Source organism: Mycolicibacterium iranicum (assembly GCF_002101705.1).
Taxonomy (GTDB): domain Bacteria; phylum Actinomycetota; class Actinomycetes; order Mycobacteriales; family Mycobacteriaceae; genus Mycobacterium; species Mycobacterium iranicum.
This window is the reverse complement of the sequence record NZ_LQPC01000047.1, coordinates 515,484-541,389: the sequence shown is the minus strand read 5'-3', so window position 1 is coordinate 541,389 and position 25,906 is coordinate 515,484. Positions and strand designations below refer to the sequence as shown.

The window sequence follows — 25,906 nt, the reverse complement described above, 5'->3', positions numbered from 1 at the left end:
CCCTTTACGAGAAGTCGAACTTTTCCAGCAGGGCCTTGCGCTGACGATCACCCAGGCCGCGCAGGCGGCGGGTCGGGGCGATCTCGAGCTCGGTCATGATTTCCTGCGCCTTGACCTTGCCGACCTTCGGCAGAGCCTCCAGGAGTGCGGAAACCTTCATCTTGCCCAAGACCTCGTCGGTCTCGGCGTCCTTGAGCACCTGCTTGAGGTTGGTGCCGCCGCGCTTGAGCCGGTCTTTGAGCTCGGCTCGCGCTCGCCGCGCGGCAGCAGCCTTCTCCAACGCTGCCGCGCGCTGTTCGTCGGTCAACTGGGGAAGGGCCACGGGTTCCTCCGTCTTCGTCACCATTACTGATTTGTCTCGGCTGGTAGTGGCGGAACCATAACCAGCCAGCGTGGACGACCGTACCCACGCACGCTGACGAAAGCTAACCCCACCCCCGGGTTGCCGGGTCAAAAGCCCAGCGTGTAGGCCGGGCTGGCCTGTCACGGCACGGCGGGACCGGCGAAACAGCGGGGTGCGCCCAGCAACTCAGGCCCGCGGCAAACTACCTGGTTATCGTGGGTTTTCGTGCAGGATCAGCGGTGTGGGCGCAATGGCGGTCGGCGCCGCCTTCCCGCACGGCGGGCGACAAGTGTCCGGCGGCCTGAGAATTTTCCCTGGTCAAGCGTGTCGGGCGTGTCGCGGTTCGGCCACGGCCCGGTAACGAAGGCAGCTCAGGCGAGGTACGCGACGGTGTCTCGCATCCGCGCGGCGGCGTCTCGCAGCGCTGAGATGTCCGGACCCGCACGCAACACCTCGCGTGAGACGGCGGGCAGCAGTTGCCCGGCTTTGGCCCCTCCGAGGCCTGCCAGCGCCTCGGGACGGCCACCCTGGGCGCCGACCCCGGGCACGAGAACCGGGCCGTTCAGCGCGCTGACGTCGGGAGGAGAGGTCAGCGTCGCCCCGACGACCACACCGACCGAACCGGGACCGCCGGAACCGTTGACGGCGGCGGCGGCGTCGACGATCGACTGGGCGACCGTGCGGCCCTGTGCGTCGGCGCGCTGGACGGACGCCCCCTCGGGGTTCGACGTCGCCGCGAGCACGAAGACACCGCGACCGTGTGCGAGGGCGACGTCGAGCAGCGGCTGCAGCGATCCGAAGCCCAGATAGGGCGAGGCCGTCACGGCGTCGGACGTCAGCGGGGACTCCCCTGCCCACGCGGCGGCGTACGCCGCCATCGTCGAGCCGATGTCACCACGTTTGGCGTCGGCCAGCACCAGCACGCCCGCGTCGCGCAGAGCGGCGATGGTGTTCTCCAGCACCGCATAGCCCGCCGATCCGTATGCCTCGAAGAACGCCACCTGGGGCTTCACCACCGCGAAGCCGCCGAACGCCTGCACACAGATGTCGCTGAACCTCGCCAGGCCTTCGGCGTCCACGCCGAGACCCCACGCGCGCAGCAGTTCGGGGTGCGGGTCGATGCCTAGGCACAGCGGACCGCGCGACGCGATCGCAGCGGTCAGGCGGTCACCGAACCCGTTCACGGTCAGGAACCCAGAGTGCTGTGCAGTTCCTGCAGCGACATCACGCCGATGTCGCCGCGGATACCCGCCTCGATGCCCTGGACTGCCGCCGAGGCACCCTGCACTGTCGTCACGCACGGAATGTTCATCGACACCGCCGCCGAGCGGATCTCGTAGCCGTCGATGCGCGGCCCCGAATTTCCGTACGGGGTGTTGAGCACCATGTCGACCTGCCCGGCCTTGATGGCGTCGACCGCGGAGAGTGCAGGCCGGTCCGGGCTGGGCTGTTCAAAGTGCTTGCGCACCTCGTCACACGGAATTCCGTTGCGCCGCAACATCTCCGCGGTGCCCTCGGTGGCCAGGATCTTGAATCCGAGGTCGGCGAGACGCTTCACAGGGAACACCAGCGAACGCTTGTCCCGGTTGGCCACCGACACGAAGACCGTGCCCTGTGCGGGCAGCGACCCGTACGCGGCGGTCTGACTCTTGGCGAACGCGCTGCCGAAGTCATGGGCGATGCCCATCACCTCACCGGTCGACTTCATTTCGGGGCCGAGCAGCGAGTCGATCTGGCTGCCGTCGGATTTGCGGAACCGGTGGAACGGCAGGACGGCCTCCTTCACCGCGACCGGGGCGCTGCGCGCCGTGGTGGCACCGTCGCCGGTCTTCGCCAGCACGCCTTCTTCACGCAGTTCGGCGATGGTGGCGCCCAGCATGACTCGCGCGCATGCCTTGGCCAGCGGCACCGCGGTGGCCTTGGACACGAACGGCACAGTGCGGCTGGCGCGGGGATTGGCTTCCAGGACGTAGAGGACGTCGTCCTTGAGCGCGTACTGCACGTTGAGCAGGCCGACGACGCCGATCCCGAAGGCGATCGCCTCGGTCGCGCGGCGTACCGCGTCGATGTCGCTGCGGCCCAGTGTCACCGGGGGCAGGGCGCATGCGGAGTCGCCCGAGTGGATACCGGCCTCCTCGATGTGCTCCATCACCCCGCCGATGTAGACCTCGCTGCCGTCGCACAGCGCGTCCACGTCGATCTCGATCGCGTCCTCAAGGAAGCGGTCGACGAGCACCGGGTGTTCGGGCGAAAGCTGGGTGGCCCTGGTGATGTAGCCCTCGAGCGTGTCCTCGTCGTAGACGATCTCCATACCGCGCCCGCCCAGCACGTAGGACGGCCGCACCAGCACGGGGTAGCCGATCTCGGCGGCGATGCGGCGGGCCTGGTCGAAGCTTGTCGCCATGCCGAAGCGCGGCGCGGGCAGACCGGCGCGGCGCAACACCTCGCCGAACTCACCGCGGTCCTCGGCAAGGTCGATGGCCTCTGGCTTGGTGCCGACGATGGGCACGCCTGCCTTCTCCAGCCGCTCCGCCAGCCCGAGCGGGGTCTGCCCGCCCAACTGCACGATGACGCCGACCACGCCGGGACCTCCTGCACCGGAGGCCTGTTCGGCGTAATAGATCTCCAGTACGTCCTCGAACGTGAGCGGTTCGAAGTACAGCCGGTCGGCGGTGTCGTAGTCGGTCGACACCGTCTCGGGGTTGCAGTTGATCATCACCGTCTCGAAGCCGGCCTGGCTCAGCGTCGTCGCGGCGTGCACACAGCTGTAGTCGAACTCGATGCCCTGGCCGATGCGGTTGGGTCCCGATCCGAGGATGAGCACTTTGGGCCGCTCGGCCTGCGGCGCTACCTCGGTCTCGGCCGCCGGATCGAGTTCGTAGCTGCTGTAGTGGTAGGGCGTCTTGGCCTCGAATTCGGCGGCGCAGGTGTCGACGGTCTTGTAGACGGGATGGATGCCGAGCCGCTGACGTAGCGAGCGCACACCCATCTCCCCCGCCAACTCCGGTCGCAGCGCCGCGATCTGCCGGTCCGAGAGTCCGTGGTGTTTGCAGCGGCGCAGAAGCTCGGCCTCCAGCACCGGTGCGTCGATGAGTTCTGCGCGCAATGCGACCAGCCCGGCGATCTGCTCGACGAACCACGGGTCGACACCGGAGTGTTCGGCGACTTCCTCGACGGTCGCTCCCAGGCGCAGCGCGTACTCCAGGTCGTAGAGTCGCCCGTCGGTGGGGGTGCGGAGCCGGTTGAGGACCTCGGTCATATCGCCGTCGGGGTCCTCCCCCGTCCAGAAACCGGCCCTGCCGGTCTCCAGCGAACGCATCACCTTGCCGAGGGCCTCGATGAAGTTGCGGCCCAACGACATCGCCTCCCCGACCGACTTCATCGTCGTGGTCAGGGTTGCGTCGGCGCCGGGGAACTTCTCGAACGCGAACCGGGGAGCCTTGACCACGACATAGTCGAGTGTCGGCTCGAAGCAAGCCGGCGTCTCCTTGGTGATGTCGTTGACGATCTCGTCGAGCGTGTAGCCGATGGCCAGCTTGGCGGCGATCTTGGCGATCGGGAAGCCTGTCGCCTTGGAGGCCAGCGCCGACGAGCGCGACACCCGAGGGTTCATCTCGATGACGATCAGGCGACCGTCTTTCGGGTTCACGGCGAACTGGATGTTGCAGCCGCCCGTGTCGACCCCGACCTCGCGCAGGATCTCGATGCCCAGCGTGCGCATCGTCTGGTATTCGCGATCGGTGAGCGTCATCGCCGGAGCGACGGTCACCGAGTCGCCGGTGTGCACGCCCATCGGGTCGAAGTTCTCGATGGAGCAGACGACCACAACGTTGTCGTGGTGGTCACGCATCAGCTCCAGTTCGTACTCTTTCCAGCCGAAGATGGACTCCTCGATCAGCACGTTGGCCGTCGGGGAGGCAGCCAGGCCCTCGCCGGCCATCCGCTCGACCTCTTCGACCGAGTACGCCATACCCGAACCGAGGCCACCCATCGTGAAGCTGGGCCGCACGACCACGGGCAGACCCACGTCGGCAACGGTTTCGCGGACCTCGTCCATCGTGAAGCACACTCTGGACTTGGCCGACTCCCCTCCCACCTTGCTGACGATGTCCTTGAATTTCTGCCTGTCCTCGCCGCGCTGGATGGCATCGAAGTCCGCGCCGATCATCTCGACGCCGTACTTTTCGAGGATGCCCGTCTCGTAGAGCTTGACCGCCGTGTTCAGGGCGGTCTGTCCGCCGAGGGTGGCCAGCAGCGCGTCGATCTTGTTGCCGCGCTCGGCCTGCTGGGCGATGACCTTCTCGACGAAGTCCGCGGTGATCGGCTCGACGTAGGTGTGGTCGGCGTATTCGGGATCGGTCATGATCGTCGCCGGGTTGGAGTTGATCAGCGTGACCTCAAGGCCTTCGGCCCGCAGCACGCGGCACGCCTGGGTGCCTGAGTAATCGAACTCGGCGGCCTGCCCGATGAGGATCGGGCCCGACCCGATCACCAGGACGTGGTTAAGGTCTGAGCGACGCGGCATCTACTGTCCCCTTTCACCGCGAGCGCGCGTGTCTGCACACGACACTCCGCGGAAGTTTGTACAAATGCGCACCCTCACGCGCGACGGCTGTGCTCCCACTGTCATTTGCCGTCCGCCATCAGATCCACGAACTGGTCGAACAGATACTCGGCGTCGCGCGGTCCCGCGGCCGCCTCGGGGTGGTACTGCACTGAGAAGGCGCGACCGTTGGACAGCCGAACACCTTCCACCACACCGTCGTTGGCGCAGGTGTGGCTGACTTCGGCCTGGCCGAATTCGGTGTCGAACGTCTGACCGGCCTCTCCCTCGAGGGCGAACCCGTGATTCTGCGCGGTGATCGCCACCCGTCCGGTCGCGTGGTCCATGACCGGGATGTTGATGCCGCGGTGCCCGAAGACCATCTTGTACGTCGACAAACCCATAGCACGGCCCAGGATCTGATTGCCGAAGCAGATGCCGAACAGCGGGATGCCGGCACCGAGCACCTCACGGGTCACCGCCACAATGTGATCCGCGGCGGCCGGGTCGCCTGGCCCGTTGGACAGGAATACACCGTCGGGTTTGAGGTCGGCGATCTGGTCGAAGGTCGTTGACGACGGCAGCACCACGCTGCGCACACCGCGCCTGGTGAAGTTTCGCGGCGTGTTGGTCTTGATGCCGAGGTCCAGTGCGGCGACGGTGAACCTGTGCTGCCCTTCGGGTTCCACGATGTAGTCCGCGTCGGTGCTGACCTCGCCGGCCAGGTCGGCGCCGAGCATCGACTCCTGGGCACGGACTCGGGCCACCAGTTCGTCGACGGGCGACTCGGCAGCGGGCCCGCTGAACACGCCGGCTTTCATGGAACCGAGGCTGCGCAGGTGACGCACCACCGCCCTGGTGTCGATGCCCGCGATACCGACGATTCCCTGACGTTGGAGTTCGTCGTCGAGGGTGGTGGTGGCCCGCCAGTTCGAGGCCCGCGGAGACGGATCGCGGACCGCGTACCCGGCGACCCAGATCTTGTCGCCGCGGCTCTCGCCGTCCTCAAGGTTCCACCCGGTGTTACCGATCTGCGGCGCGGTTGCGACGACAATCTGCCGGTGGTAGCTGGGGTCGGTCAGCGTCTCCTGGTATCCCGACATGCCCGTCGAGAACACGGCCTCGCCCAAGGTCTGACCGACTGCGCCGAACGGTGTGCCGGTGAAGACGCGGCCGTCTTCCAGAACCAGGACGGCTTTGTGTGTAGTCATGCGACCTCCTCGGGGAGCCACTTCAGGTAGTCACGGCGGTCGTCGGCGCGGAAACCGGTGTCGATCTCGACACCGGACGGCAGGCGCCAGCGGATCGCGAGGATGCCCTCGTGGGTGAGGGCCTTACCGGCCAGATTCTTTTCGGTGCGGATCGCCGAGATCGAATCGTCGGGGATCCATATCGGCCCGGCTCCGGTGCGCTGCAACATGATTCCTTCGGGATAACGGGTGAGGACGGCCTTTGCGCGGAAGCCGAGGTCGCCGGCGGCGACCCGGTCGTTCCAATGCGGTACCAAGGTGCTGCCCACGTACAAACCCTTGGTGGCCGGAACGAGCGCCGGACCGACGGTGTCGGGCAGCGGCGGCATCGTCCCCACCATCTGCGCCTGCCGCTCGATACGGTGGCGCCATCCGCGCATCATCGCGTGGATCAGCACCGCGATCAGCAGCGCCAGCACTCCCGCCATGACGAGCGAGGCGACCAGTGTCGGGGTGTTCACCAGCTGACCTTCCCGTCCCGGGCGGTGATCGTGCCGCGCAGCAACGTCACAGTGACGGACGCGGGCAATTCCATGTCCTCGTAGGGCGTGTTGTCCGAGCGACTGGCCAATGCCGAGCCGTCCACCGTCCACGATGCGTTCGGGTCGATGACGGTGAGGTTGGCAGGCTCCCCGACTTCCAGCGGCCTGCCCTGATCGGGCAGTCCCACGATGCGGGCGGGCGCCTCGCTCATCACGCGTGCGACGTCGCGCCAGGTCAGCAGACCGGGGTTCACCATGGTCTCGACGACAACGGACAGCGCGGTTTGCAGGCCGAGCATCCCGGGCCGCGCGTTGGCGAACTCGCACATCTTCTCGTGCTCGGCATGGGGAGCGTGATCGGTTGCGACACAGTCGATGACGCCGTCGGCGAGGGCTTGACGCAGGGCGACGGCGTCGCTGGCTTCCCGCAACGGCGGATTGACCCGGTTGCGCCCGTCGTAGGACTGCAGCCGGGTGTCGTCCAGGAGCAGGTGATGTGGCGTGACCTCGGCGGTGATGAAGATGCCCTGCTCCTTGGCCCAGCGCACGAGCTCCACGCTGCCCGCGGTCGAGGCGTGGCAGATGTGCACCCGCGCTCCGGCGTCGCGGGCCAGCAGCGCGTCGCGGGCGACGATCGACTCCTCGGCCGCCCGCGGCCACCCCGCCAGGCCGAGCTTGGCGGCGTTGGGGCCTTCGTGGGCGACGGCGCCGACGGTCAGCCGCGGTTCCTCGGCGTGCTGGGCGATCAGCACGCCCAGCCCGGAGGCGTACTCCAAGGCGCGCCGCATGATCAGCGGATCGTCCACGCACACACCGTCATCGGAGAACATCCGGACCTGACCCGCGCCGGCAGCCATCAGCCCCATCTCGGTGAGCTGCTTTCCCTTCAGGCCGACCGTCACGGCGCCGACGGGATGGACGTCAACGAGACCGACCTGCTGACCCCGGTGCCACACGTGGTCGGTGACCACCGCGGTGTCGGCGACCGGATCGGTGTTGGCCATCGCGAACACCGCGGTGTATCCACCCAGAGCCGCTGCAGCCGAACCGGTTTCGATGTCCTCGGCGTACTCGCGGCCGGGCTCGCGAAGGTGCGTGTGCAGGTCGACGAAACCGGGAAGCAGGATCTGGCCCGCGCAGTCGATGACCTCGGCGCCTTCCGGAGCAGACAGCCCGCTGCCGATCTCGGCGATCTGGCCGTCGCGCACCAGCACGTCGACGGGATCGCCCTCGCCGTAGGGACGCACGGACTTCAGAACAATCATGCGCTGATCGCTTCCTGCTCGGATCCGACGAGGAGGTGGAAGAGCACCGCCATGCGGACGTGCACACCGTTGGAAACCTGTTGCAGCACAGCCGATTGCGAGGAGTCAGCGACCGAGTGTGCGATCTCCATGCCGCGCAGCATCGGCCCGGGATGGAGCACCACCGCATGGTCGGCCAAACGCGCCTGCCGCTTCTCGGACAGGCCGTAGCGTACCGAGTACTCCCGGGATGACGGGAAAAAGCCGCCGTTCATTCGCTCGGCCTGCACCCGCAACATCAGCACCGCGTCGGCCAGGGGAAGTTCGGCGTCGAGCTCGTGGGACACCGTGACGGGCCAGTGCGCAACACCGACCGGCAGCAGCGTCGGCGGTGCGACGAGGACGACCTCGGCGCCGAGGGTGTGCAGCAGCGAGACGTTCGACCGGGCGACACGGCTGTGCAGGACGTCACCGACGATGACGACGCGCTTGCCGTCGACCGAGCCGAGCCGCTGTCGGATGGTCAGCGCGTCGAGCAGTGCCTGGGTCGGATGCTCATGCATGCCGTCGCCGGCATTGATGATCGACGGGCCGCCGTCCTCGTCGTGCGTCCACTCGGCGAGCTGCTGCGGTGCACCCGAGGCGGGGTGTCGCAGGATCAGCGCGTCGGCGCCCGCGGCGCGCAGCGTCAGTGCGGTATCGCGCAGCGACTCCCCTTTGGCGACAGACGATCCCGAGGCGCTGACGTTGATCACGTCGGCGCTCATCCACTTCCCCGCCACTTCGAACGACACCCGGGTGCGGGTGGAATTCTCGTAGAACATCGTGATGATGGTGCGGCCGCGCAGTGTCGGCAGCTTCTTGACCTCGCGGCCAACCAGCGCCTCGCGGAACCGGTCGGCGTTGTCGAGGATCGCGGTGGCGTCGTCGCGGCTCAGATCGGCCGCGGTCAACAGATGCTTCATATCCCCCTGCTCTTCGCGCAAGCGCTCATCACCTGGCGGGACCTCCGGTCGGTGCGATGCGGACGCCGTCGTGTCCGTCGTCTTCGGTCAGCCGGACTTTGACGTTCTCACTGCGGGATGTCGGCACGTTCTTGCCGACGTAGTCGGCGCGGATCGGAAGCTCGCGGTGGCCGCGGTCGACGAGCACGGCCAGCTGGACGATCTTGGGCCTTCCGAGATCGCGGAGCGCATCGAGGGCCGAGCGCACCGAGCGGCCGGTGTAGAGGACGTCGTCGACGAGCACGACGAGCGCGCCGTCGATGCCACCGTCGGGAATGGACGTGGACGCAAGAGCCCTGGGCGGCTTGCTCATCAGGTCGTCGCGGTACAGCGTGGTGTCGAGTGCGCCGGTGGCGACATCGACGCCGCTGAAATCGGCGATGTTGCGCGCCAGCCGGGTGGCGAGAGTGACGCCGCGGGTCGGGATGCCCAGGAGAATGACGCGCGGGCTGTCGGGACCGTCGAGCGCGGTCTTCTCGATGATCTGGTGCGCAATACGAGCGATGGTTCGGCTGACGTCCGCTGCGGACATCAACTCCCGGTCGTGACCGGTCTGGTCTGGCGCGCCCACGTGTGAGCCGGACCTCCTTCTCCGCCTCACGGGACGGATCGTTAAAGGATGTCGGAAAACTGCGGGGAGCTTAGCAGGCGACCGCCGAAATCCGGCAGGTAGCCTCTGCCGGGTGAACCTCGACCGCAACAAGGCTTCCGTCGTCGACGCGATCGACGCGGGACTACTGGCCGGAGCCGTGACGCTGGTGTGGCATGCAGGCGAGGTGCGCCAGGTCAACGAGCTCGGGTATCGCGACGTCGACGCGCAGCTGCCGATGCAACGAGACACCATTTTCCGCATTGCCTCGATGACCAAGCCGATCACCGTGGCTGCCGCCATGTCGCTGATCGAGGAGGGAAAGCTTTCGCTGACCGACCGCGTCGCGACGTGGCTGCCCGAACTGGCCGATATGCAGGTGCTCACGCAGCCGCGCGGTCCGCTCGACCGGACCGTGCCCGCGCAGCGCCACATCACCATTGACGACCTGATGACCCACCGCAGCGGCCTCGCCTATATGTTCTCGGTCCTCGGCCCGCTGTCGGACGCCTACCGCAAACTTCCCACCCGCCAGGACCAGGACAAGTGGCTGTCCGAACTCACCGCGCTGCCGCTCGTCCATCAACCCGGCGAACGACTCACCTACAGCCATGCGACCGACGTTCTGGGCATCGCCCTGTCCCGCATCGAGGGCAAGCCGCTGAGTGACGTGCTGACCGAGCGGGTCCTCGGCCCACTGGGCATGTCGGACACCGGCTTCAGCGTCGGCGCCGCCGGAAGGCGCCGCGCGGCGACCATGTACCAACTCGATAAGGACAACACCCTGCGCCACGACGTGATGGGCCCCGCCCCAATCGTGGATCCCCCGTTCTGCACTGGTGGCGCCGGGTTGTGGTCCACAGCCGACGACTACCTCCGCTTCGCCCGAATGCTGTTGGCAGGAGGAACTCTCGACGGGGTGCGGGTGCTTTCCGAGGAGTCCGTGTCGTTGATGCGCACCGACCGGTTGACCGATGAGCAGAAGCGGCACGATTTCCTGGGTGCGCCGTTCTGGATCGGACGAGGCTTCGGCCTCAACCTCTCGGTCGTGACCGACCCCGCAAAGTCACGGCAGCTGTTCGGCCCCGGTGGACTCGGCACCTTCTCGTGGCCCGGTGCTTACGGAACATGGTGGCAGGCAGACCCTTCCGCAGACGTCATCCTCATCTACTTGATCCAGAATCTGCCCAACCTCACCGCGGATGCGGCCGCGGCAGTGGCCGGCAACACCTCTCTTGCCAAGCTGCAGAGCGCACAGCCCAAGTTCGTCCGCAACACCTATCAGGGCCTCGATATCTAGCGTCCGACTTGTCGGCGCGTGGGTGTAGCGTCGATTTCGTGTTAGAACACATGTTCGATGTTGATCTGGGTGCGTCGGAGGCGCAGCTACGCGACGTGGTCGAGCGTTGCGAGGCGTTGAAGTCCAAAGCCGCTGCCGCACAAGCCCGCGCGACCGCGCTATGGGCAGCCAAACGGGCGGCCGCCGAAGAGGCAGCCGGAATGCCGAAGTCCCGACGCGGGAAGGGCTTGGCCAGCGAGGTGGCGTTGGCGCGCCGCGACGCGCCCGCCTGTGGGAACACCCACCTCGGGATGGCTAGGGCGTTGGTCGAGGAGATGCCGTACACGATGGCCGCATTGGAGGCCGGGGCCCTCTCGGAGTATCGAGCGTTGCTGATCGTGCGGGAATCGGCGTGCCTGACAGTCGAGGATCGCCGCCGGTTGGACGAAGAACTGCACGAGCAGGCCCAAGGCTTCCACGGATGGGGCAACAAACGGGTCGCCGCCGAAGCCAAGGCGATCACCGCCCGCCTGGACGCCGCCGCGGTGGTCGAACGCACCAACAAAGCCGTCGCCGATCGCTGCGTGACGACCCGGCCGGCGCCCAATGGCATGGTCTACGTGACGTTCCTGATGCCGCTGGCGCACGGGATCGGCATGTATGCCGCCCTTAAACGTGACGCCGACCTGTGTGGTGATGGCCGCTCACAAGGGCAGGTGATGACCGACACCGCTTACGCACGGGTGACGGGACGCTCGGTGACCCAGCCCGTCGACGTGACGCTGAATCTGGTGCTGGCCGACACCACCTTGTTCGGCCGCGATGACAGCCCCGGATTCATGACCGGCTACGGGCCGGTCCCGGCCGCGGTGGCACGCCACCTCGTCAATGACGCCGTCGCCGACGAGGACGCGAAAGCCACGTTGCGGCGGCTCTACCGCCACCCCACCTCGGGGCAGCTGGTGGCGATGGAATCTCGGGCGCGGATCTTCCCCAGAGGGCTGGCGGCATTCATCGGCCTGCGAGATCAGACGTGCCGGACCCCCTACTGCAACGCCGCGATCCGCCATACCGACCACGCCACCCCGGATCGTGACGGCGGAACAACCAGTGCACTGAACGGACTGGGGATGTGCGAGGCCTGCAACTACGCCAAAGAAGCCCCCGGATGGCAGGTGCACACCGGAAACGACAACGGCACCCACACCGCCCAGTTCCGCACCCCCACCAACGCGGTCTACCACTCCATCGCCCCACCACCACCAGGCACCCGAATCATCCGCCGCACCATCGACCTCGTCACCTTCGAAGCCGCTTGACCGCGAATGGGCTTAGCGCACACCCAGTTTCGCGGCGAGGTCGAGCACAGCTTCGGCGCGCGCCCTGGTGGGACCTGCACTGCCGTCGTATGGACCGCCCGGTTCATCCAGCCGGGCAAGGGTCTGCCGCGCTTCGGCGATCTCCAGCGCGGACGGGCTCAGCAGAGTGTTGATGGTCTCTGCGTGGGCGGCATCCAGACACAACCGGCCGGTCATACCGGCGGCCTTGGCGACTTCGGTCTCGCGAGCCAGGTGACGTGACTGGTCCCGCAAAGTGGGACCGTCGATGGGCGCGGGCAGTCCAGCGGCCCGGCTCGCGATCACGAGTCGCGCACGCGGATAGGCCAGCACCGCCGGATCGGCCGACATTCCAGTGTCGCGGCGAAAGTCACCGAGGCCGAACGCAATTCGCGAGCACCGCCGTGCGATGTCGAGGGCGTACTCGATGCCCAGAGCGGACTCGATCAACGCCACTATCGGGGTGCCCGCCGGCAACCGCGCGGCCGTCGCAGCGACATCGTCGGCGGATTCGGCTTTGGCGAGCATCACCCCGGCCAGTCCCGGTGCCGAAGCCAATGCAGCCAGGTCGACGTTCCACTGCGGTGAGGTGGCGCTGTTGATCCGCACCCATGCGCTGCCGCCGCCGTGTAACCACTCGGCGACGGCGCGACGCCCGTCTGCTTTGCGCGCATCGGGTAGGCCGTCCTCGATATCGAGAACGACGACGTCGACGTCGGTGTTCTCGGCCGCCACGAAGCCGGGAAGGCCGGGCTGCAGCAGCCAGGTCCGGGCCAGCGACCAGTGCGGCTTGCAGGTGCGTTCGTCGGGTGGTGAGATCGTCACAACTCCATCGTCGCGACCGCCCGCGATAACCGCCAGATTGCGCACATTTTGTTCACGCAACTACAGGGAACGCGACAGCACCCGGCCGAACTGCAGCAGCCTCTGCATCTGCGCCAGCCCGCCGTTGTCGACGGACTTCACGAAACGAAACGACTCGCAATAGATGTCGGTCTTCCGCAGCTTGACCTCAGCCAGTCGACGAGTGCCGTCGCTGAGCACGTCGTATTCGGTCGACAACACCTGATCGGTGATGGTCGACAGCAGGATCGACCGCACCGAGGCCATCAGGATCCGGTGCGGTTCGCCGTCGTCACTTGCGTCGGACATGTCGTCGTCGGCGCGCCAGATGATCAGCCGATGGCCGTCGGTGACGAGCACTTCCTGCCACAGCGCCTCACCCCAGGACTCCTCGGTGAAGCCGCGGGACATCACAAACGAGGTGATCGCCGACGGCTCCACGACAGACCGGATCTGGTCTAGTGCGAGGTCGGGATCACGGAGATAGACGCGCGCCGCGTCCTGCACGCTGGAATACGGGGCCCAGTCCTGCGGCGCGCCCATCTACGTTCCGCTACCGCCGTCGTTGCCAGCCTGCACCGCGGCTGCCGCGGCGCGGATCTGCGGCGTCACCAGCATCACCTGGCCGAGCACCCCGTTGACGAATCCGGGTGAGTCGTCGGTGGACAACTGCTTGGCCAGCTCGACGGCCTCGTCCACCGCCACCGGCTCGGGCACGTCGTCGGCATGCAGCAGTTCCCACACCGCAACCCGCAGGATGGCGCGGTCCACTGCCGGCAGCCGGTCGAGCGTCCACCCCTGCAGATGGGCCGAGATCAAATCGTCGATGTGCTCGGCGTGGTCGGTCACCCCACGCGCCACGGTAACCGTGTAGGGATTCAATGGAGCGATATCGTCGGCCTGCTTGTCCGCCAGCGCATTTCGCGCGTCGGCCACCTCCGCGGCGGTGATACCCCGCGCTTCGGCCTCGAACAGAAGGTCCACGGCGCGCTTACGTGCCTGATGCCGTCCCCTGTCACCCTTGCGGTCAGCCATCCCGTCGCTCCGCTGCGCTCCGCTCGCCGGGACCAATTCCCGTCGCTGCGCTCGCCGAGGTGTCAGCCATTGACCCTTCCCAGGTAGCTGCCGTCCCGGCTGTCCACCTTCAGCTTGTCCCCGGTATTGATGAACAGCGGCACCTGGATCTCCGCACCGGTCTCCATCGTGGCCGGCTTGGTGCCCGCGCTGGAGCGGTCGCCCTGCAGGCCCGGCTCGGTGTGCGCGACCTCGAGCTCGACGGTCACGGGCAGTTCGAGATAGAGCGGGGTGCCGTCGTGGAAGGCGATCTGTACGGGCATGCTCTCCAGCAGGAAGCCGGCCAGGCGACCCACCAGCGCCTCGGGCAACGGGTGCTGCTCGAAATCCTCGGAGTCCATGAACACGAAATCGGTGCCGTCGCGGTAAAGGAAGGTCGCGTCGCGACGGTCCACCGTGGCGGTCTCGACCTTCACGCCCGCGTTGTAGGTCTTGTCGACGACCTTGCCGGACACCACGTTCTTCAGCTTGGTCCGCACGAAGGCCGGGCCCTTACCAGGCTTGACGTGCTGGAACTCGACGATCTGCCACAGCTGGCCGTCGATCTGAAGGACAAGCCCGTTCTTGAAGTCGGCGGTCGATGCCACGGTGAGTTGTACTCCTAGCTTTCTAGATGATCACCAGTTCCTTGGGGAACCGGGTGAGTAGTTCGGGGCGCTGGGCGACCACGAGCGTGTCCTCGATGCGGACACCGCCGCGGTCGGGCAGGTAGACACCGGGCTCCACGGTCACCGCGGAGCCAGCAAGCAGTGTACCGGCGGCGGACGCGTTGATTCCCGGCGCTTCGTGGATCTGCAGCCCGACCCCGTGGCCGAGGCCGTGGCCAAAGTTATCCGCATAGCCCGCATCCGCGATGACCTGCCTCGATGCCCCGTCAACGTCCTTGAGAGCGACGCCGGGCGCCAGCGCCTCACGGCCTGCGCGCTGCGAGTCGGCGACCAGCGTGTAGATGTCGCGCTGCCAGTCAGCGATCGGGGCCAGCACGAAGGTGCGTGTCATGTCCGAGTGATAGCCGGCGACCAGCGCACCGAAGTCGATCTTGACGAAGTCACCCGCGGAGAGCACAGCGTCGGTGGGCCGGTGATGAGGGACGGCCGAGTTCGCGCCCGTGGCGACGATGGTCTCGAACGACGCTCCGTCGGCGCCATGGGTGAGCATCAATGCCTCAAGCTCGTTGCGGACCGCCTTCTCGGTCCGCCCGACTCGCAAGCCGCCGCCCTCGACGAGGTCCTTCAGTGCCGCGTCGGCGGCCTCGCAGGCCAGCCGCAGCAGCGCGACCTCGCCGGCGTCCTTGACTTCCCGCAGCTTCTCGACCATTCCCGCGGCGCGGACGAACTCGCACGTCTCCCCCGCTGCCTTGGACATCGCGGTGAACGCGTCGACCGTGACGACGTGGCTCTCGAAGCCGAGCTTGCGGACGCCTGCCGCGGCGGCCCGCCCTGCCAGATGCGACCCGCACGCGCGCTCGATCACAATCTCGGCGTCGGGGGCTTGGTTCGCGGCCTGGGTTCGGTAGCGCCCGTCGGTCGCCAGCACCGGCGTTTCGTCGTCGGCGAGCACCAGCAGTGCCGCGTTCGAGCCGGTGAAACCGGACAGATAACGCACGTTGACCAGGTCGGACACCAAAATGGCGTCAAGCTCGGCCTCCGCGAGCCGTTGACGCAGCCGGTCGCGGCGCTGGGAAATCGTCACGGTCGGTGACGCTACTCGCTAAGGTGAAGCCCCATGAGTAAGTGGTTGGTGCGCGGACTGGTGTTTGCAGCCCTGATGGTCATCGTGCGATTGCTGCAGGGCGCCATGATCAACGCCTGGGAAACGAAGGCCGGTCTCATCAGCGCCGTCCTCGTCGCGCTCTATGCGCTTGTGGTGCTGATCTGGGGCTACGCCGATGGCCGCTCCGACGCCCGCCGCAACCCCGACCCCGACCGGCGCGACGATCTGGCGATGACCTGGCTGCTGGCGGGCCTGTTCGCCGGCGTGGTGAGCGGCGCGGTCGCCTCGTTCATCGGTTTGTTCTACAAGAACCTCTACGTCGAGGGATTCATCAACGAGATCACCACGTTCGCCGCGTTCACCGCGCTGCTGGTGTTCGTGTTCGCCATCATCGGTGTCGCGCTGGGACACTGGCTCGTCGACCGCAAGGCGCCCGACGCCCCTCGGCGCCGTGAGGACGACGATCGGGCCGACACCGACGTCTTCGCCGCGGTGCGTGACGACCGCGACTACCAGGACTACGAGACCCAGCAGACCGGCACCGAAAGCGAACAGCAGACATCCGCGGTCGCGGTCGCCGACGACGACGACCAGACCCGCCCAGTCGACAGGCGCGAGAACTAGCGTCGGGCGTGATCGTTCCGGCGAGCTGCTATTCGGCGCCCCGCGCGACCTCGGCGTAGGCGGCGACCAGCAATGCCGGATCCGGACCCTCCAGTCGTCCCGGCTTGCCCAGCCCGTCGAGCACCACGAACCGCAGCACCCCGGCGCGGGTCTTCTTGTCACCGAGCATGGATTCCATCAGCTGCGGCAGCGCGTCTGCGTCATAGCTGACGGGCAGGCCCAAGGAGGTCAGGATCGCGCGGTGGCGGGCGGCGGTGTCGTCGTCGAGTCGTCCTGCGAGCCTGCCGAGTTCGGCTGCATACACCAGCCCGACGGACACCGCCGCGCCGTGGCGCCACTGATAGCGTTCGCGGCGCTCGATCGCATGAGCGAGGGTGTGCCCGTAATTCAGGATCTCGCGCAGTGCGGATTCCTTCTCGTCGGCGGCCACGACCTCGGCCTTGACCGCGACCGCGCGCCGGATCAGCTCGGGAAGTACCGAGCCCGCCGGTTCAAGCGCGGCCTCGGGGTCGGCCTCGATCATGTCGAGGATGACGGGGTCGGCGATGAAACCGGCCTTCACGACCTCGGCCATGCCCGCGACGATCTCGTTGCGCGGCAACGACTCCAGCGTCGCTAGGTCGACCAGTACGGCGGCCGGCTGGTGGAAGGCGCCGACGAGGTTCTTGCCCGCGTCGGTGTTGATGCCCGTCTTCCCGCCGACCGCGGCGTCGACCATGCCCAGCAGTGTCGTCGGAACGTGCACGATGTCCACGCCACGCAGCCATGTGGCCGCGGCGAATCCGGCGACGTCGGTGGCCGCTCCCCCACCGAGGCTGACGATCGCGTCCTTGCGCCCTATCCCGATGCGGCCCAACACTTCCCAGATGAAGCCGACGACGGGCAGCTCTTTTCCGCCTTCGGCGTCCGGGATCTCGATGCGATGTGCGTCGATTCCCAACTCCGACAAGTGATTCCGGATGGCCTCTGCGGTCTGGGCCAGCGTGGGCTGGTGCAGGATCGCGACCTTGTGCCTGCCGTCGAGGACCCGGGCCAGTTCGCCGAGCAGACCTGTGCCGATGATCACCGGATAGGGCGGATCTGTGTGGACCTCTACCGTCACCGGTTCCGTCACTGGGTATCCTTTCGCATGCAGGAAGGGGCCCGGCCCTTTTTGGCCGCGACCGTCGCCGGGCTCGGTGGAGCTTCCGTGGAGGGCGAGGCTGTCAGCGACAGGGGCGCACGACGCCACACCGGCCGTCGCCGGCGCCGCTCGGACTTGGCGTCGGGGTTGTCAAGGCGCGCGGCGATGTAGCGCACCACTGCTCCCGGGTTGCGATGGTTGGTGTTCACCTTGATGGTCGCCACCTTCCGGTACAGCGGAACACGTTCTGCCATCAAGGCTTTGAACTTTTCGCTGCGATCGGGCCCGGCAAGCAGGGGCCGAACGGTCGATCCGCCGGTGCGGCGGACCCCTTCGGCAGCGCTGATCTCCAGATAGATCACGGTGTGGCCCCGGAGCGCTTCGCGGACACCTTCGGTGGTGACCGCGCCTCCCCCCAGCGACAGGATGCCGTCATGGGTGGCGAGCGCGTCGCGGATCACTTCTTCTTCGATACGCCGGAACTCCGGTTCACCGTCGTTGGCGAAGATATCGGCAATGGTGCGTCCGGTGGTTCTTTCGATGGCGATGTCGGTGTCGAGCAACGGCACATCCATGCTCTTGGCCAGCCGCCGACCGATCGTGGACTTGCCCGACCCGGGCAGCCCGATCAAGACCGCTTTCGGGGCCATCAGCCCGATGCCCTCGCACCGTTGCTGGACGGCGCGCGCTCGGCAACCGCGCGCAGGTAGCCGTCGATGTTGGCGCGGGTCTCGGTCAGCGAGTCGCCACCGAACTTGTCCAGTGCGGCGCGAGCCAGCACCAGCGCCACCATCGTCTCGACCACGACGCCGGCCGCGGGCACGGCGCACACGTCCGAGCGCTGGTGGATGGCCACGGCTTCCTCACCGGTCGCCATGTCGACGGTCGCCAACGCGCGGGGAACGGTCGAGATCGGTTTCATCGCCGCCCGGACCCGAACGGGCTGACCGTTGGTCATCCCGCCTTCGAGTCCGCCGGCGCGGTTCGTCGAGCGCATGACGCCGTCGGCGCCGGGATAGATCTCGTCGTGCGCGACGCTTCCGCGACGACGGGCGGTCTCGAACCCGTCGCCGATTTCGACGCCCTTGATGGCCTGAATACCCATAACGGCACCGGCGAGCTGACTGTCGAGCCGGTTGTCACCGCTGGTGAAGGAGCCGAGCCCGATCGGCAGTCCGTGTGCGACGACCTCGACCACGCCGCCGAGCGTGTCCCCGTCGCGTTTCGCGGCCTCGATCTCGGCGATCATCAATTCCTCGGCGCCCTTGTCGAACGCGCGAACCGGGCTGTCGTCGACGGCCGCCAGGTCGGATGCCAGCGGGGGCGGACCGTCGTAGGGCTTGGACGCACCGATGGCGACGACGTGGGAAACGATCTCGACTCCGAGTGCCTGCTTCAGAAATGCCCGTGCAACGGTTCCCGCGGCGACCCGGGCCGCTGTCTCGCGCGCACTGGCGCGTTCGAGCACCGGCCGAGCGTCGTCGAATCCGTACTTGAGCATGCCCGCGTAATCGGCGTGGCCGGGGCGCGGCCTGGTCAGCGGCGCGTTACGGGCGGCGCTATCGGCCAGCAGCGCTGCATCGACCGGGTCGGGAGCCATCACGGTCTCCCACTTCGGCCATTCGGTGTTGCCGATCTCGATGGCGATCGGCCCGCCCAGGGTGACGCCGTGGCGCAGGCCCGTCAGCACAGTGACCTGGTCCTGCTCGAACTTCATCCGTGCGCCGCGGCCGTATCCGAGGCGACGACGGGCCAGCTGGGCCGAAACGTCCGCCGACGTTACGTGGACACCGGCGACCATGCCTTCGACCATGGCCACCAGCGCGCGGCCGTGGGATTCACCTGCAGTCGTCCATCGCAACACGCGACCCATTTTCGCACGACACGTGAACAGTCCCGAAACTCAGCTCAGGGCCAGCTCCCTGCGCAGCCAGTCCAGTACCGGAGGGGCCACCTGCTGCAGGGCCGATGCGGCGATGATCCAGTGCGGCAGGCCCGGGTGCACCCGGTGCTCGGCGCGGTAGCGCGCGGCGAGCCGCCGTGACATCCACGGGGCGACGTTGCGGTCCGCACCTGCACTGACGCACAGCACGGGACAGGTGACGTCGGCCGCGGCAACGCGGGTGCTCGGCGACCCCAGCAGCAGCGCCCGGAAGGCGCGGCCAGAGTCGCGCACCAGGTCCGGGATGACCTCATCCTGTTCCTCGGCGGGCAGCGTGCTCAGCGGAACCCTGCGCATCACCTCCGGCGACGGGAGGAACGGACGTCCGGCCAACACAGTGGGCAGCAGAGGCGCGAAGTCCGGCAAGACCGCGAGTTGCGGCCACAGCACACCCGGCGGGATCGCCGCCAGCAGCACCGCCGCCAATGGATCGCGCGCGGCCGCGACCTTCTGCGCCAGCAGACCGCCCATGCTGTGCCCGATGACGATCGCCGGCTCCCCGATCGCGTCGTAGGCCCTCAGCGCGACGTCCACCATGTCTCCCACACCGGTGCGGCTCAGCACGACGTCGTCGGACGGGTCGCGTCCGGGCAGAGCCGGTGTGTGACAGCGGAAGCCGGCGTCGGCGAAAAATCGCGTCCACGGCTCCATCAACGCTGGTCGACCAAAGATGCCGTGGAGCAACAGAATCGGTGGATTCGCCATGACCAGCAGTATTGCGGCGGCCGAGACCCGTGGCGATTACCTCAGAGGTAAGCAAGACCATGACACCATTACCGCCAGCGCAGTCGCGGCGCACATCGACGGGCCGTGCGGCATCATCCGCCGCCGCCCGATGAGTCCGGCCAGAGCAGTGAACATCGGTGCACCGAACGCGGCAAGAAGCCACGTTTCCGGACCGAACGCACCGCTCAACGCGCCGAGTCCCACCGCTAGTTTGACGTCGCCGGCACCCATCGCTGCAGGCGTCGCGAGATGCACCGCCGCATAGACGGCGAACAACGCCGTGGCGCCGAGCGCGGCCGACAGGCCGTATCCGGAGAACACCGCGACCGCAAGAACGGCTGCGGCACCGGGCAGTGTGAGCACGTTGGGAAGACGACGTTGCCGAATGTCGAACGCGCTCAGAGCAATAAGCCACGCCGCTACCACCGCCACCGCGATCTCCCCCACCTGTTCAGGTTAGGGGTGTCGCCGCCGGGTGCCGGGCGGCAATTTTTAGTAGTCGCGCAGCGCGGCCCGCATCGCGTCTTTTGGCGCCGGCATGCCGGTGAACTGCTCCACCTGCGCGAACGCCTGATTGAGCAACATCTGCAACCCGCTGATGGCCCGACCGCCCGAGGCTTCGACCGCCAAGGCCAGCGGGGTGGGCCAGGGATCGTAGATGGCGTCGAGCAGCACCGGTGTTTCGGCGAGCGATTTCGCGTGCGCGGCAGCCACATCGGCGGGAATCGTGCTCACCACCGCTGCCACACCGCGGACCGGTTCGCCGAGCTCCACCCAGCGCGCCGCCACTCCGACCTTCTCGGCAAGCGCCACCAGCGGGGCCGCACGGTCTGAGTTGCGCGCGACGATCTGCACATCAGTGACGCCGAGCGCGGCCAGTCCGACGACCGCCGCGGGTGCGGTGCCGCCCGACCCGATGACCGCCGCAGGGCCGGTGACCGATTCGAGCGCTCCGGCCACCCCGTCGATGTCCGTGTTGTCCGCCCGCCAGCCAATGTCCGTACGCACCAAGGTGTTCGCCGATCCCACCAGGCTCGCCCGATCCGTTGCCTCGTCGGCGAACTGCAACGCCGCGAACTTGCCGGGCATCGTCACCGACACCCCGACCCATTCCGGACCGAAGCCGGACACCACAGCGGGGAGTTGGTCGGCAGTGCACTCGATCCGGTCATAGGTCCAGTCGTCCAATCCCAACGCCCGATAGGCCGCCAGGTGCAGCTGCGGCGACCGCGAATGCGCGATCGGTGAGCCCAGCACAGCCGCCCGGCGCGGCCCGGCGCGTGTCATCTTGCCGAGTCGAGAACACCGTTGCGCCTGGCGACTTCGATGTTCGCCAGATGCTGCTCGTATTCGCGGGTGAACAGCGTCGTGCCCTGCATGTCGATGGTCACGAAGTACAGCCAGTCCCCCGGTTCCGGCTGTTCGGCAGCCAGCAGCGCAGGTGCGCCCGGTGAGCAGATCGGTGTCGCGGGCAGGCCTGGGCGCACGTAGGTGTTCCAGGGTGTGGTCTGAGCCCGGTCCCCGTCGGTGGTGGCGATCTCGATGCGGTCCAACGCGTAGTTCACCGTCGAGTCGAACTCCAGCGTGCGCCGTTCGGCCAGCCGGTTGTAGATGACGCGGGCCACCTTCGAGAAATCCTCCGGGGTCGACTCGCGCTGCACCAGCGAGGCCACCGTCAAGATCTCGTAGGGCGACATGTTCAGCGCGGTTGCCGTGGTGAGCAAGCCGCTCTGCTCGTACTGCGCCGCGCTGGAGGAGATCAACGTCGACAGAATGGCCTGGGGCTCGGCCGACGGGTCGATGTTCCAGGTGCCGGGAGCTATCAGCCCTTCAAGCCTGCGGTGGTCTGATCCCATCCTGTTGACGGCATCGGTGGCCCATTCCGGGACTGCCAGATCCGACGGTTTTGCGGCGCCCGCAATGTTTTTCAGTTCGTCAGCCGGCACGCATCGTCGGTCACCGTCGAGGTTGACGCACGACGCATTCGAGATGAGAGTGAGGATGCCTTCGGTGACGACGTTGGTCTTGACGTCGCGGACGTCGTCGAGCTGGCGCCCCTCGGGGATGACGAGCTTGCCGACGCGGCTGGCCGGATCGGCGAGCCGCTCGACCGCGTTTGCGGCGGGAATCTCGGTGCGCACCTTGTAGAAACCGGGTTGGATCGCCGAGATCGCGGAATTGCCGTCGGCAGCGTCGACGAACGTCTTGACGTTGGCGACCACGTTGTTGTCGTGCAGCGTCTGCCCGATCGCCGTGGTCGAGTCGCCGTCGTGCACCTGGATGACGACGTCGTTGACGCCCTCTCCGGCGAAGTCGTCGCTGGCGCCGCCGAACAGCGAGTGCCACATCTTCGAGCCCAGGAACACCGCCCCGATCACGACGACGACGAGCATCGCCAGAGCGACCACAAGTCCCGTCTTACGCCTGCGCCGGTAGCGCTCCTCGCGGGCGCGCTCGCGCCGTGTCATCCGCCGCCGCGGCGGTCCCACCGCCAAGGGCTCGGCGCGCTCACTCTGCCAGTCGTCAGTCATCCAAGACCTCTCCGTGTGCGGGCAGCGCTGCCCGCCGCTGGTCAAGCCAGTTCTGAAGGATCCCCACCGCCGCGGCCTGGTCGATCATCGACCGTTGACCGCGGGCTCGTACTCCTGCCTCCCGCAGAGCGCGCTGTGCCGTTACCGTGGTGAACCGCTCGTCACTGAGCCGCACCGGCACCGGCGCGATGCGCGCCGCCAACCTATCGGCGACCTCCGTGGCGTCGTGCGCCGAAGACCCCGCCCGATCCGCCAGTGTGCGCGGCAACCCGACCACGACCTCCACCGCCTCGTACTCGTTCACCAGTGCGGCCAACCGCTTCAGGTGTTTGCCCGAACGTTTGTCGCGCGGCACCGTCTCGACCGGTGTCGCCAGGATCGCGTCGGGATCGCTGACGGCCACGCCGATGCGGACGGTGCCGACGTCGACACCGAGGCGGCGGCCGCGGCCCGGATCGGGGGCCGCGTGTGGATCACCGGGCCGGTCGGGCACTCGGCTGGTCCAGTCGGTGTCTGGCACGAAGTTAGCTCCGGCCTATCTCCGTGCGTATCGCCGCCAATGCGGCGTCGATACCTGCCGCCCCCTTGCCCGAACCCTGCGCCAGGTCGGCCTTGCCCCCGCCTCGGCCGTTCACCGAGGCCCCCACGACCTTGACCAAGTCGTTGGCGTTCAACCCGAGATCCTGCGCCGCAGGGTTCACGGCCACCACGAAGGGCACCGCGTCGTCTTCGCCCTCCGCCAGGAGCGCCACCACGGCAGGGTCGCTGCCGAGCTTGCCGCGGATGTCGCCGACCAGCGACCGCAAATCACCTGCCGAGATCCCGCCGGCCATCCGCTGTGCCACCAGCCGCACCCTGCCGATCTGCTCGGCGCCGGCGGCCGCATTCGCCGCCGCCGCGCGGGCGTTGGCCAGCCGCAGCCGGTCGAGTTCCTTCTCGGCGGCGCGCAGCCGCTCCACGAGGTTCTCCACCCTGGCGGGCACCTCGTCGGAGGGCACCTTCAACGACGACGCCAGTCCCGCCATCAACGCCCGCTCTTTAGCGAGATGCCTGAACGAGTCCAGCCCGACGTAGGCCTCGACGCGGCGCACCCCTGAACCCACCGACGATTCGCCGAGAATCGTGACGGGCCCGATCTGCGCCGAGCTACGCACGTGCGTTCCGCCACACAGCTCGATCGAGAACGGTCCGCCGATCTCGACTACCCGCACCTCGTCGGGATAGTTCTCGCCGAACAGCGCCATCGCGCCCATCGCCTTGGCCTTGTCCAGCTCGGTGGTGAAGTTGTGGACCTCGTAGTCGGCTTCGACGGCCTCGTTGGTGACTTCTTCGATCTGGGTCCGCTGCTCGTCGGACAGCGCGCCCTGCCAGTTGAAGTCGAACCGCAGATAGCCGGGCCGGTTCAGCGAGCCGGCCTGAACTGCGTTGGGACCCAACACCTGTCGCAGCGCAGCGTGCACCATGTGGGTACCGGAGTGCCCCTGGGTGGCGCCGTGACGCCACCGCGGGTCGACCGCCGCGACGACGGTGTCGCCTTCGACGAACTCTCCGGACTCCACGTTGATGCGGTGCGCCCACAGCGTTTTCGCAATCTTCTGGACGTCGGTGACGGCCGCCTTCGCGGTCTCCGACGCACCGGTTCCGGTCACGGTGCCCTCGTCGGCGATCTGCCCGCCGGATTCCGCGTAGAACGGGCTACGGTCGAGGATCAGCTCAACCCGATCGGGGGCGGAGCGTCCTCCGTCATGCTCGTGAGACACCACCGGTACCCGCTTGCCGTCGACGAAGATGCCGAGAATTCTTGCCTCGGTGGTTAGTTCGTCGAATCCGGTGAACTCGGTGGGGCCGGCGTCGACGAGCTCGCGGTATGCCGACAGGTCGGTGTGCGCCTGTTTGCGCGCCGCGGCATCGGCCTTGGCGCGCCGGCGCTGCTCGGCCATCAGACCGCGGAAGCCCTCTTCGTCGACGGACAGGCCGGCCTCGGCGGCCATCTCCAGCGTCAGGTCGATCGGGAATCCATAGGTGTCGTGCAGGGTGAACGCGTCGTTGCCCGAGAGCACCGTCGCACCGGCTGCGCGGGTCGCCTCGGCGGCGTCCTCGAACAGCCGCGAACCCGCCGCCAGTGTGCGGTTGAACGCCGTCTCCTCGGCGACCGCGATGCGGTTGATGCGGTCGAAGTCGGTGACGAGCTCGGGATAGGAGGGCCCCATCTCGTCGCGCACCGTAGCCATCAGCTCGCCCATGATCGGGCGTTCCACACCGAGCAGCTTGGCCGCGCGGATGATGCGACGCAGGAGACGGCGCAGCACGTAGCCGCGACCCTCGTTGCCCGGGGTGACACCGTCGCCGATGATGATCGCCGCGGTGCGGCTGTGGTCGCCGATGATGCGATAGCGGACGTCGTCTTCGTGGTTGCCCTCGCCATAGCCGCGGGGAGCGATGCCGGCGACGAGGTCGATGACGGGACGCACCAGGTCCGTCTCGTAGACATTGTCGACGCCCTGCAGCAGGCAGGCGATGCGTTCCACACCCATGCCGGTGTCGATGTTCTTGCGCGGCAGCGGGCCGAGGATCTCGAAGTCCTCTTTCGAGGTGCCCTCGCCGCGCTCATTCTGCATGAACACGAGATTCCAGATCTCGATGTAGCGGTCCTCGTTGGCCTCCGGGCCGCCGTCCACGCCGTAGTCGGGGCCGCGGTCGTAGTAGATCTCCGAGCACGGCCCGCACGGCCCCGGGATCCCCATCGACCAGTAGTTGTCGGCCATACCGCGGCGCTGGATGCGTTCCAGCGGAAGCCCCGCCACTTCCTGCCACAGCCCGATCGCCTCGTCATCATCGAGATAGACCGTGGCCCAAAGCTTTTCGGGGTCGAACCCGTAACCACCCTCGGAGACGGGGTTGGTCAGCAGCGACCAGGCGAGTTCGATCGCGCCCTTCTTGAAGTAGTCGCCGAAACTGAAGTTGCCGGCCATCTGGAAGAAGGTGTTGTGGCGGGTGGTGATGCCCACCTCGTCGATGTCAGGCGTCCGGATGCACTTCTGCACGCTCGTCGCGGTGTTGTAGGGCGGCGTGCGCTGCCCCAGGAAGTAAGGGACGAACTGCACCATGCCGGCGTTGACGAACAGAAGGTTCGGATCGTCGAGGATCACCGAGGCGCTCGGCACCTCGGTATGTCCTGCCTTCACGAAATGATCAAGGAACCGCTTCCTGATCTCGTGTGTCTGCACGTGCTGTTGTCCTTCGGTTTAACCTGCGAATA

General features: G+C 67.5%; 25 protein-coding genes. 3 read left to right on the top strand and 22 right to left on the bottom strand.

Annotated elements, in window-relative coordinates; translation table 11 throughout:
• Positions 1 to 4: 4 nt before the first annotated feature.
• From mihF to pyrR, 8 genes are all read right to left on the bottom strand, one after another.
• Positions 5 to 322 (bottom strand): integration host factor, actinobacterial type, encoded by a 318-nt coding sequence (mihF, locus tag AWC12_RS23815; protein WP_003932123.1) that lies wholly within the window; start codon positions 320 to 322, stop codon positions 5 to 7.
• A 392-nt stretch (positions 323 to 714) separates the two neighbouring features.
• Positions 715 to 1,527: an orotidine-5'-phosphate decarboxylase gene (pyrF, locus tag AWC12_RS23810; RefSeq protein ID WP_085177292.1), complete on the bottom strand. Its 813-nt coding sequence runs from the start codon at positions 1,525 to 1,527 to the stop codon at positions 715 to 717.
• 2 nt (positions 1,528 to 1,529) lie between these two features.
• Positions 1,530 to 4,868, bottom strand: coding sequence for a carbamoyl-phosphate synthase large subunit (gene carB / locus AWC12_RS23805; protein WP_085177290.1), 3,339 nt, complete (start codon positions 4,866 to 4,868; stop codon positions 1,530 to 1,532).
• A gap of 101 nt (positions 4,869 to 4,969) precedes the next feature.
• Complete coding sequence (carA, locus tag AWC12_RS23800; protein ID WP_085177288.1) at positions 4,970 to 6,097, bottom strand: glutamine-hydrolyzing carbamoyl-phosphate synthase small subunit; 1,128 nt, start codon at positions 6,095 to 6,097, stop codon at positions 4,970 to 4,972.
• Positions 6,094 to 6,597, bottom strand: a complete 504-nt coding sequence (locus AWC12_RS23795) for a PH-like domain-containing protein (protein ID WP_024447649.1) — start codon at positions 6,595 to 6,597, stop codon at positions 6,094 to 6,096. Before AWC12_RS23795 ends, carA begins: the two co-directional genes overlap by 4 nt.
• Complete coding sequence (locus AWC12_RS23790; RefSeq protein ID WP_024447648.1) at positions 6,594 to 7,883, bottom strand: dihydroorotase; 1,290 nt, start codon at positions 7,881 to 7,883, stop codon at positions 6,594 to 6,596. Before AWC12_RS23790 ends, AWC12_RS23795 begins: the two co-directional genes overlap by 4 nt.
• Positions 7,880 to 8,827: an aspartate carbamoyltransferase catalytic subunit gene (locus tag AWC12_RS23785; RefSeq protein WP_024447647.1), complete on the bottom strand. Its 948-nt coding sequence runs from the start codon at positions 8,825 to 8,827 to the stop codon at positions 7,880 to 7,882. The genes AWC12_RS23790 and AWC12_RS23785 overlap by 4 nt, the downstream gene beginning before the upstream one ends.
• A gap of 28 nt (positions 8,828 to 8,855) precedes the next feature.
• Positions 8,856 to 9,437 carry a bifunctional pyr operon transcriptional regulator/uracil phosphoribosyltransferase PyrR gene (gene pyrR / locus AWC12_RS23780; protein WP_024447646.1) on the bottom strand — a complete coding sequence of 194 codons (582 nt, stop codon included), beginning with the start codon at positions 9,435 to 9,437 and terminating at the stop codon, positions 8,856 to 8,858.
• Between the two features lie 112 nt (positions 9,438 to 9,549).
• Here pyrR and AWC12_RS23775 point away from each other — a divergent pair, with 112 nt between their 5' ends.
• Positions 9,550 to 10,755 carry a serine hydrolase domain-containing protein gene (locus AWC12_RS23775; protein WP_085177286.1) on the top strand — a complete coding sequence of 402 codons (1,206 nt, stop codon included), beginning with the start codon at positions 9,550 to 9,552 and terminating at the stop codon, positions 10,753 to 10,755.
• A gap of 38 nt (positions 10,756 to 10,793) precedes the next feature.
• Positions 10,794 to 12,053, top strand: a complete 1,260-nt coding sequence (locus AWC12_RS23770; RefSeq protein ID WP_207576471.1) for a DUF222 domain-containing protein — start codon at positions 10,794 to 10,796, stop codon at positions 12,051 to 12,053.
• A gap of 12 nt (positions 12,054 to 12,065) precedes the next feature.
• On the opposite strand, the gene AWC12_RS23765 is transcribed toward AWC12_RS23770, so the two are convergent.
• The 5 genes from AWC12_RS23765 to AWC12_RS23745 all read right to left on the bottom strand — a co-directional run bounded on the left by AWC12_RS23765 (position 12,066) and on the right by AWC12_RS23745 (position 15,680).
• Positions 12,066 to 12,896 carry an HpcH/HpaI aldolase/citrate lyase family protein gene (locus AWC12_RS23765; RefSeq protein WP_085177462.1) on the bottom strand — a complete coding sequence of 277 codons (831 nt, stop codon included), beginning with the start codon at positions 12,894 to 12,896 and terminating at the stop codon, positions 12,066 to 12,068.
• 60 nt (positions 12,897 to 12,956) lie between these two features.
• A complete protein-coding gene (locus tag AWC12_RS23760; protein ID WP_085177282.1) occupies positions 12,957 to 13,457 on the bottom strand; it encodes a hypothetical protein in 501 nt (166 codons plus the stop codon).
• Positions 13,458 to 13,949, bottom strand: coding sequence for a transcription antitermination factor NusB (gene nusB, locus AWC12_RS23755; RefSeq protein ID WP_024447641.1), 492 nt, complete (start codon positions 13,947 to 13,949; stop codon positions 13,458 to 13,460). It lies immediately after the preceding gene.
• A gap of 62 nt (positions 13,950 to 14,011) precedes the next feature.
• The gene (efp, locus tag AWC12_RS23750) at positions 14,012 to 14,575 is read right to left on the bottom strand and encodes an elongation factor P (RefSeq protein WP_024447640.1); all 564 of its coding nucleotides are present in this window, start codon (positions 14,573 to 14,575) and stop codon (positions 14,012 to 14,014) included.
• Between the two features lie 22 nt (positions 14,576 to 14,597).
• Positions 14,598 to 15,680, bottom strand: coding sequence for a M24 family metallopeptidase (locus AWC12_RS23745; RefSeq protein WP_085177280.1), 1,083 nt, complete (start codon positions 15,678 to 15,680; stop codon positions 14,598 to 14,600).
• A 33-nt stretch (positions 15,681 to 15,713) separates the two neighbouring features.
• On the opposite strand from AWC12_RS23745, the gene AWC12_RS23740 reads away from it, so the two are divergent.
• The gene (locus AWC12_RS23740) at positions 15,714 to 16,325 is read left to right on the top strand and encodes a B-4DMT family transporter (RefSeq protein ID WP_085177278.1); all 612 of its coding nucleotides are present in this window, start codon (positions 15,714 to 15,716) and stop codon (positions 16,323 to 16,325) included.
• A 28-nt stretch (positions 16,326 to 16,353) separates the two neighbouring features.
• On the opposite strand, the gene aroB is transcribed toward AWC12_RS23740, so the two are convergent.
• The 9 genes from aroB to alaS are packed head-to-tail and all read right to left on the bottom strand — an operon-like array spanning position 16,354 to position 25,874.
• Positions 16,354 to 17,439 (bottom strand): 3-dehydroquinate synthase, encoded by a 1,086-nt coding sequence (gene aroB / locus AWC12_RS23735; RefSeq protein WP_085177276.1) that lies wholly within the window; start codon positions 17,437 to 17,439, stop codon positions 16,354 to 16,356.
• The gene (locus AWC12_RS23730; RefSeq protein WP_085177274.1) at positions 17,436 to 18,098 is read right to left on the bottom strand and encodes a shikimate kinase; all 663 of its coding nucleotides are present in this window, start codon (positions 18,096 to 18,098) and stop codon (positions 17,436 to 17,438) included. Before AWC12_RS23730 ends, aroB begins: the two co-directional genes overlap by 4 nt.
• A complete protein-coding gene (aroC, locus tag AWC12_RS23725; RefSeq protein ID WP_024445058.1) occupies positions 18,098 to 19,312 on the bottom strand; it encodes a chorismate synthase in 1,215 nt (404 codons plus the stop codon). The genes AWC12_RS23730 and aroC overlap by 1 nt, the downstream gene beginning before the upstream one ends.
• Before the next feature lie 39 nt (positions 19,313 to 19,351).
• Positions 19,352 to 20,095 carry an alpha/beta hydrolase gene (locus AWC12_RS23720; RefSeq protein WP_085177272.1) on the bottom strand — a complete coding sequence of 248 codons (744 nt, stop codon included), beginning with the start codon at positions 20,093 to 20,095 and terminating at the stop codon, positions 19,352 to 19,354.
• A 36-nt stretch (positions 20,096 to 20,131) separates the two neighbouring features.
• Complete coding sequence (locus AWC12_RS23715) at positions 20,132 to 20,563, bottom strand: prepilin peptidase (protein WP_024445060.1); 432 nt, start codon at positions 20,561 to 20,563, stop codon at positions 20,132 to 20,134.
• A gap of 45 nt (positions 20,564 to 20,608) precedes the next feature.
• Positions 20,609 to 21,403, bottom strand: a complete 795-nt coding sequence (locus tag AWC12_RS23710) for a shikimate dehydrogenase (protein ID WP_085177270.1) — start codon at positions 21,401 to 21,403, stop codon at positions 20,609 to 20,611.
• The gene (locus tag AWC12_RS23705; RefSeq protein ID WP_085177268.1) at positions 21,400 to 22,647 is read right to left on the bottom strand and encodes an endolytic transglycosylase MltG; all 1,248 of its coding nucleotides are present in this window, start codon (positions 22,645 to 22,647) and stop codon (positions 21,400 to 21,402) included. Before AWC12_RS23705 ends, AWC12_RS23710 begins: the two co-directional genes overlap by 4 nt.
• Positions 22,640 to 23,167 (bottom strand): Holliday junction resolvase RuvX, encoded by a 528-nt coding sequence (gene ruvX, locus AWC12_RS23700; protein WP_024445063.1) that lies wholly within the window; start codon positions 23,165 to 23,167, stop codon positions 22,640 to 22,642. Before ruvX ends, AWC12_RS23705 begins: the two co-directional genes overlap by 8 nt.
• Positions 23,168 to 23,171: 4 nt before the next feature.
• Positions 23,172 to 25,874: an alanine--tRNA ligase gene (alaS, locus tag AWC12_RS23695; protein WP_085177266.1), complete on the bottom strand. Its 2,703-nt coding sequence runs from the start codon at positions 25,872 to 25,874 to the stop codon at positions 23,172 to 23,174.
• Positions 25,875 to 25,906 lie beyond the last annotated feature (32 nt).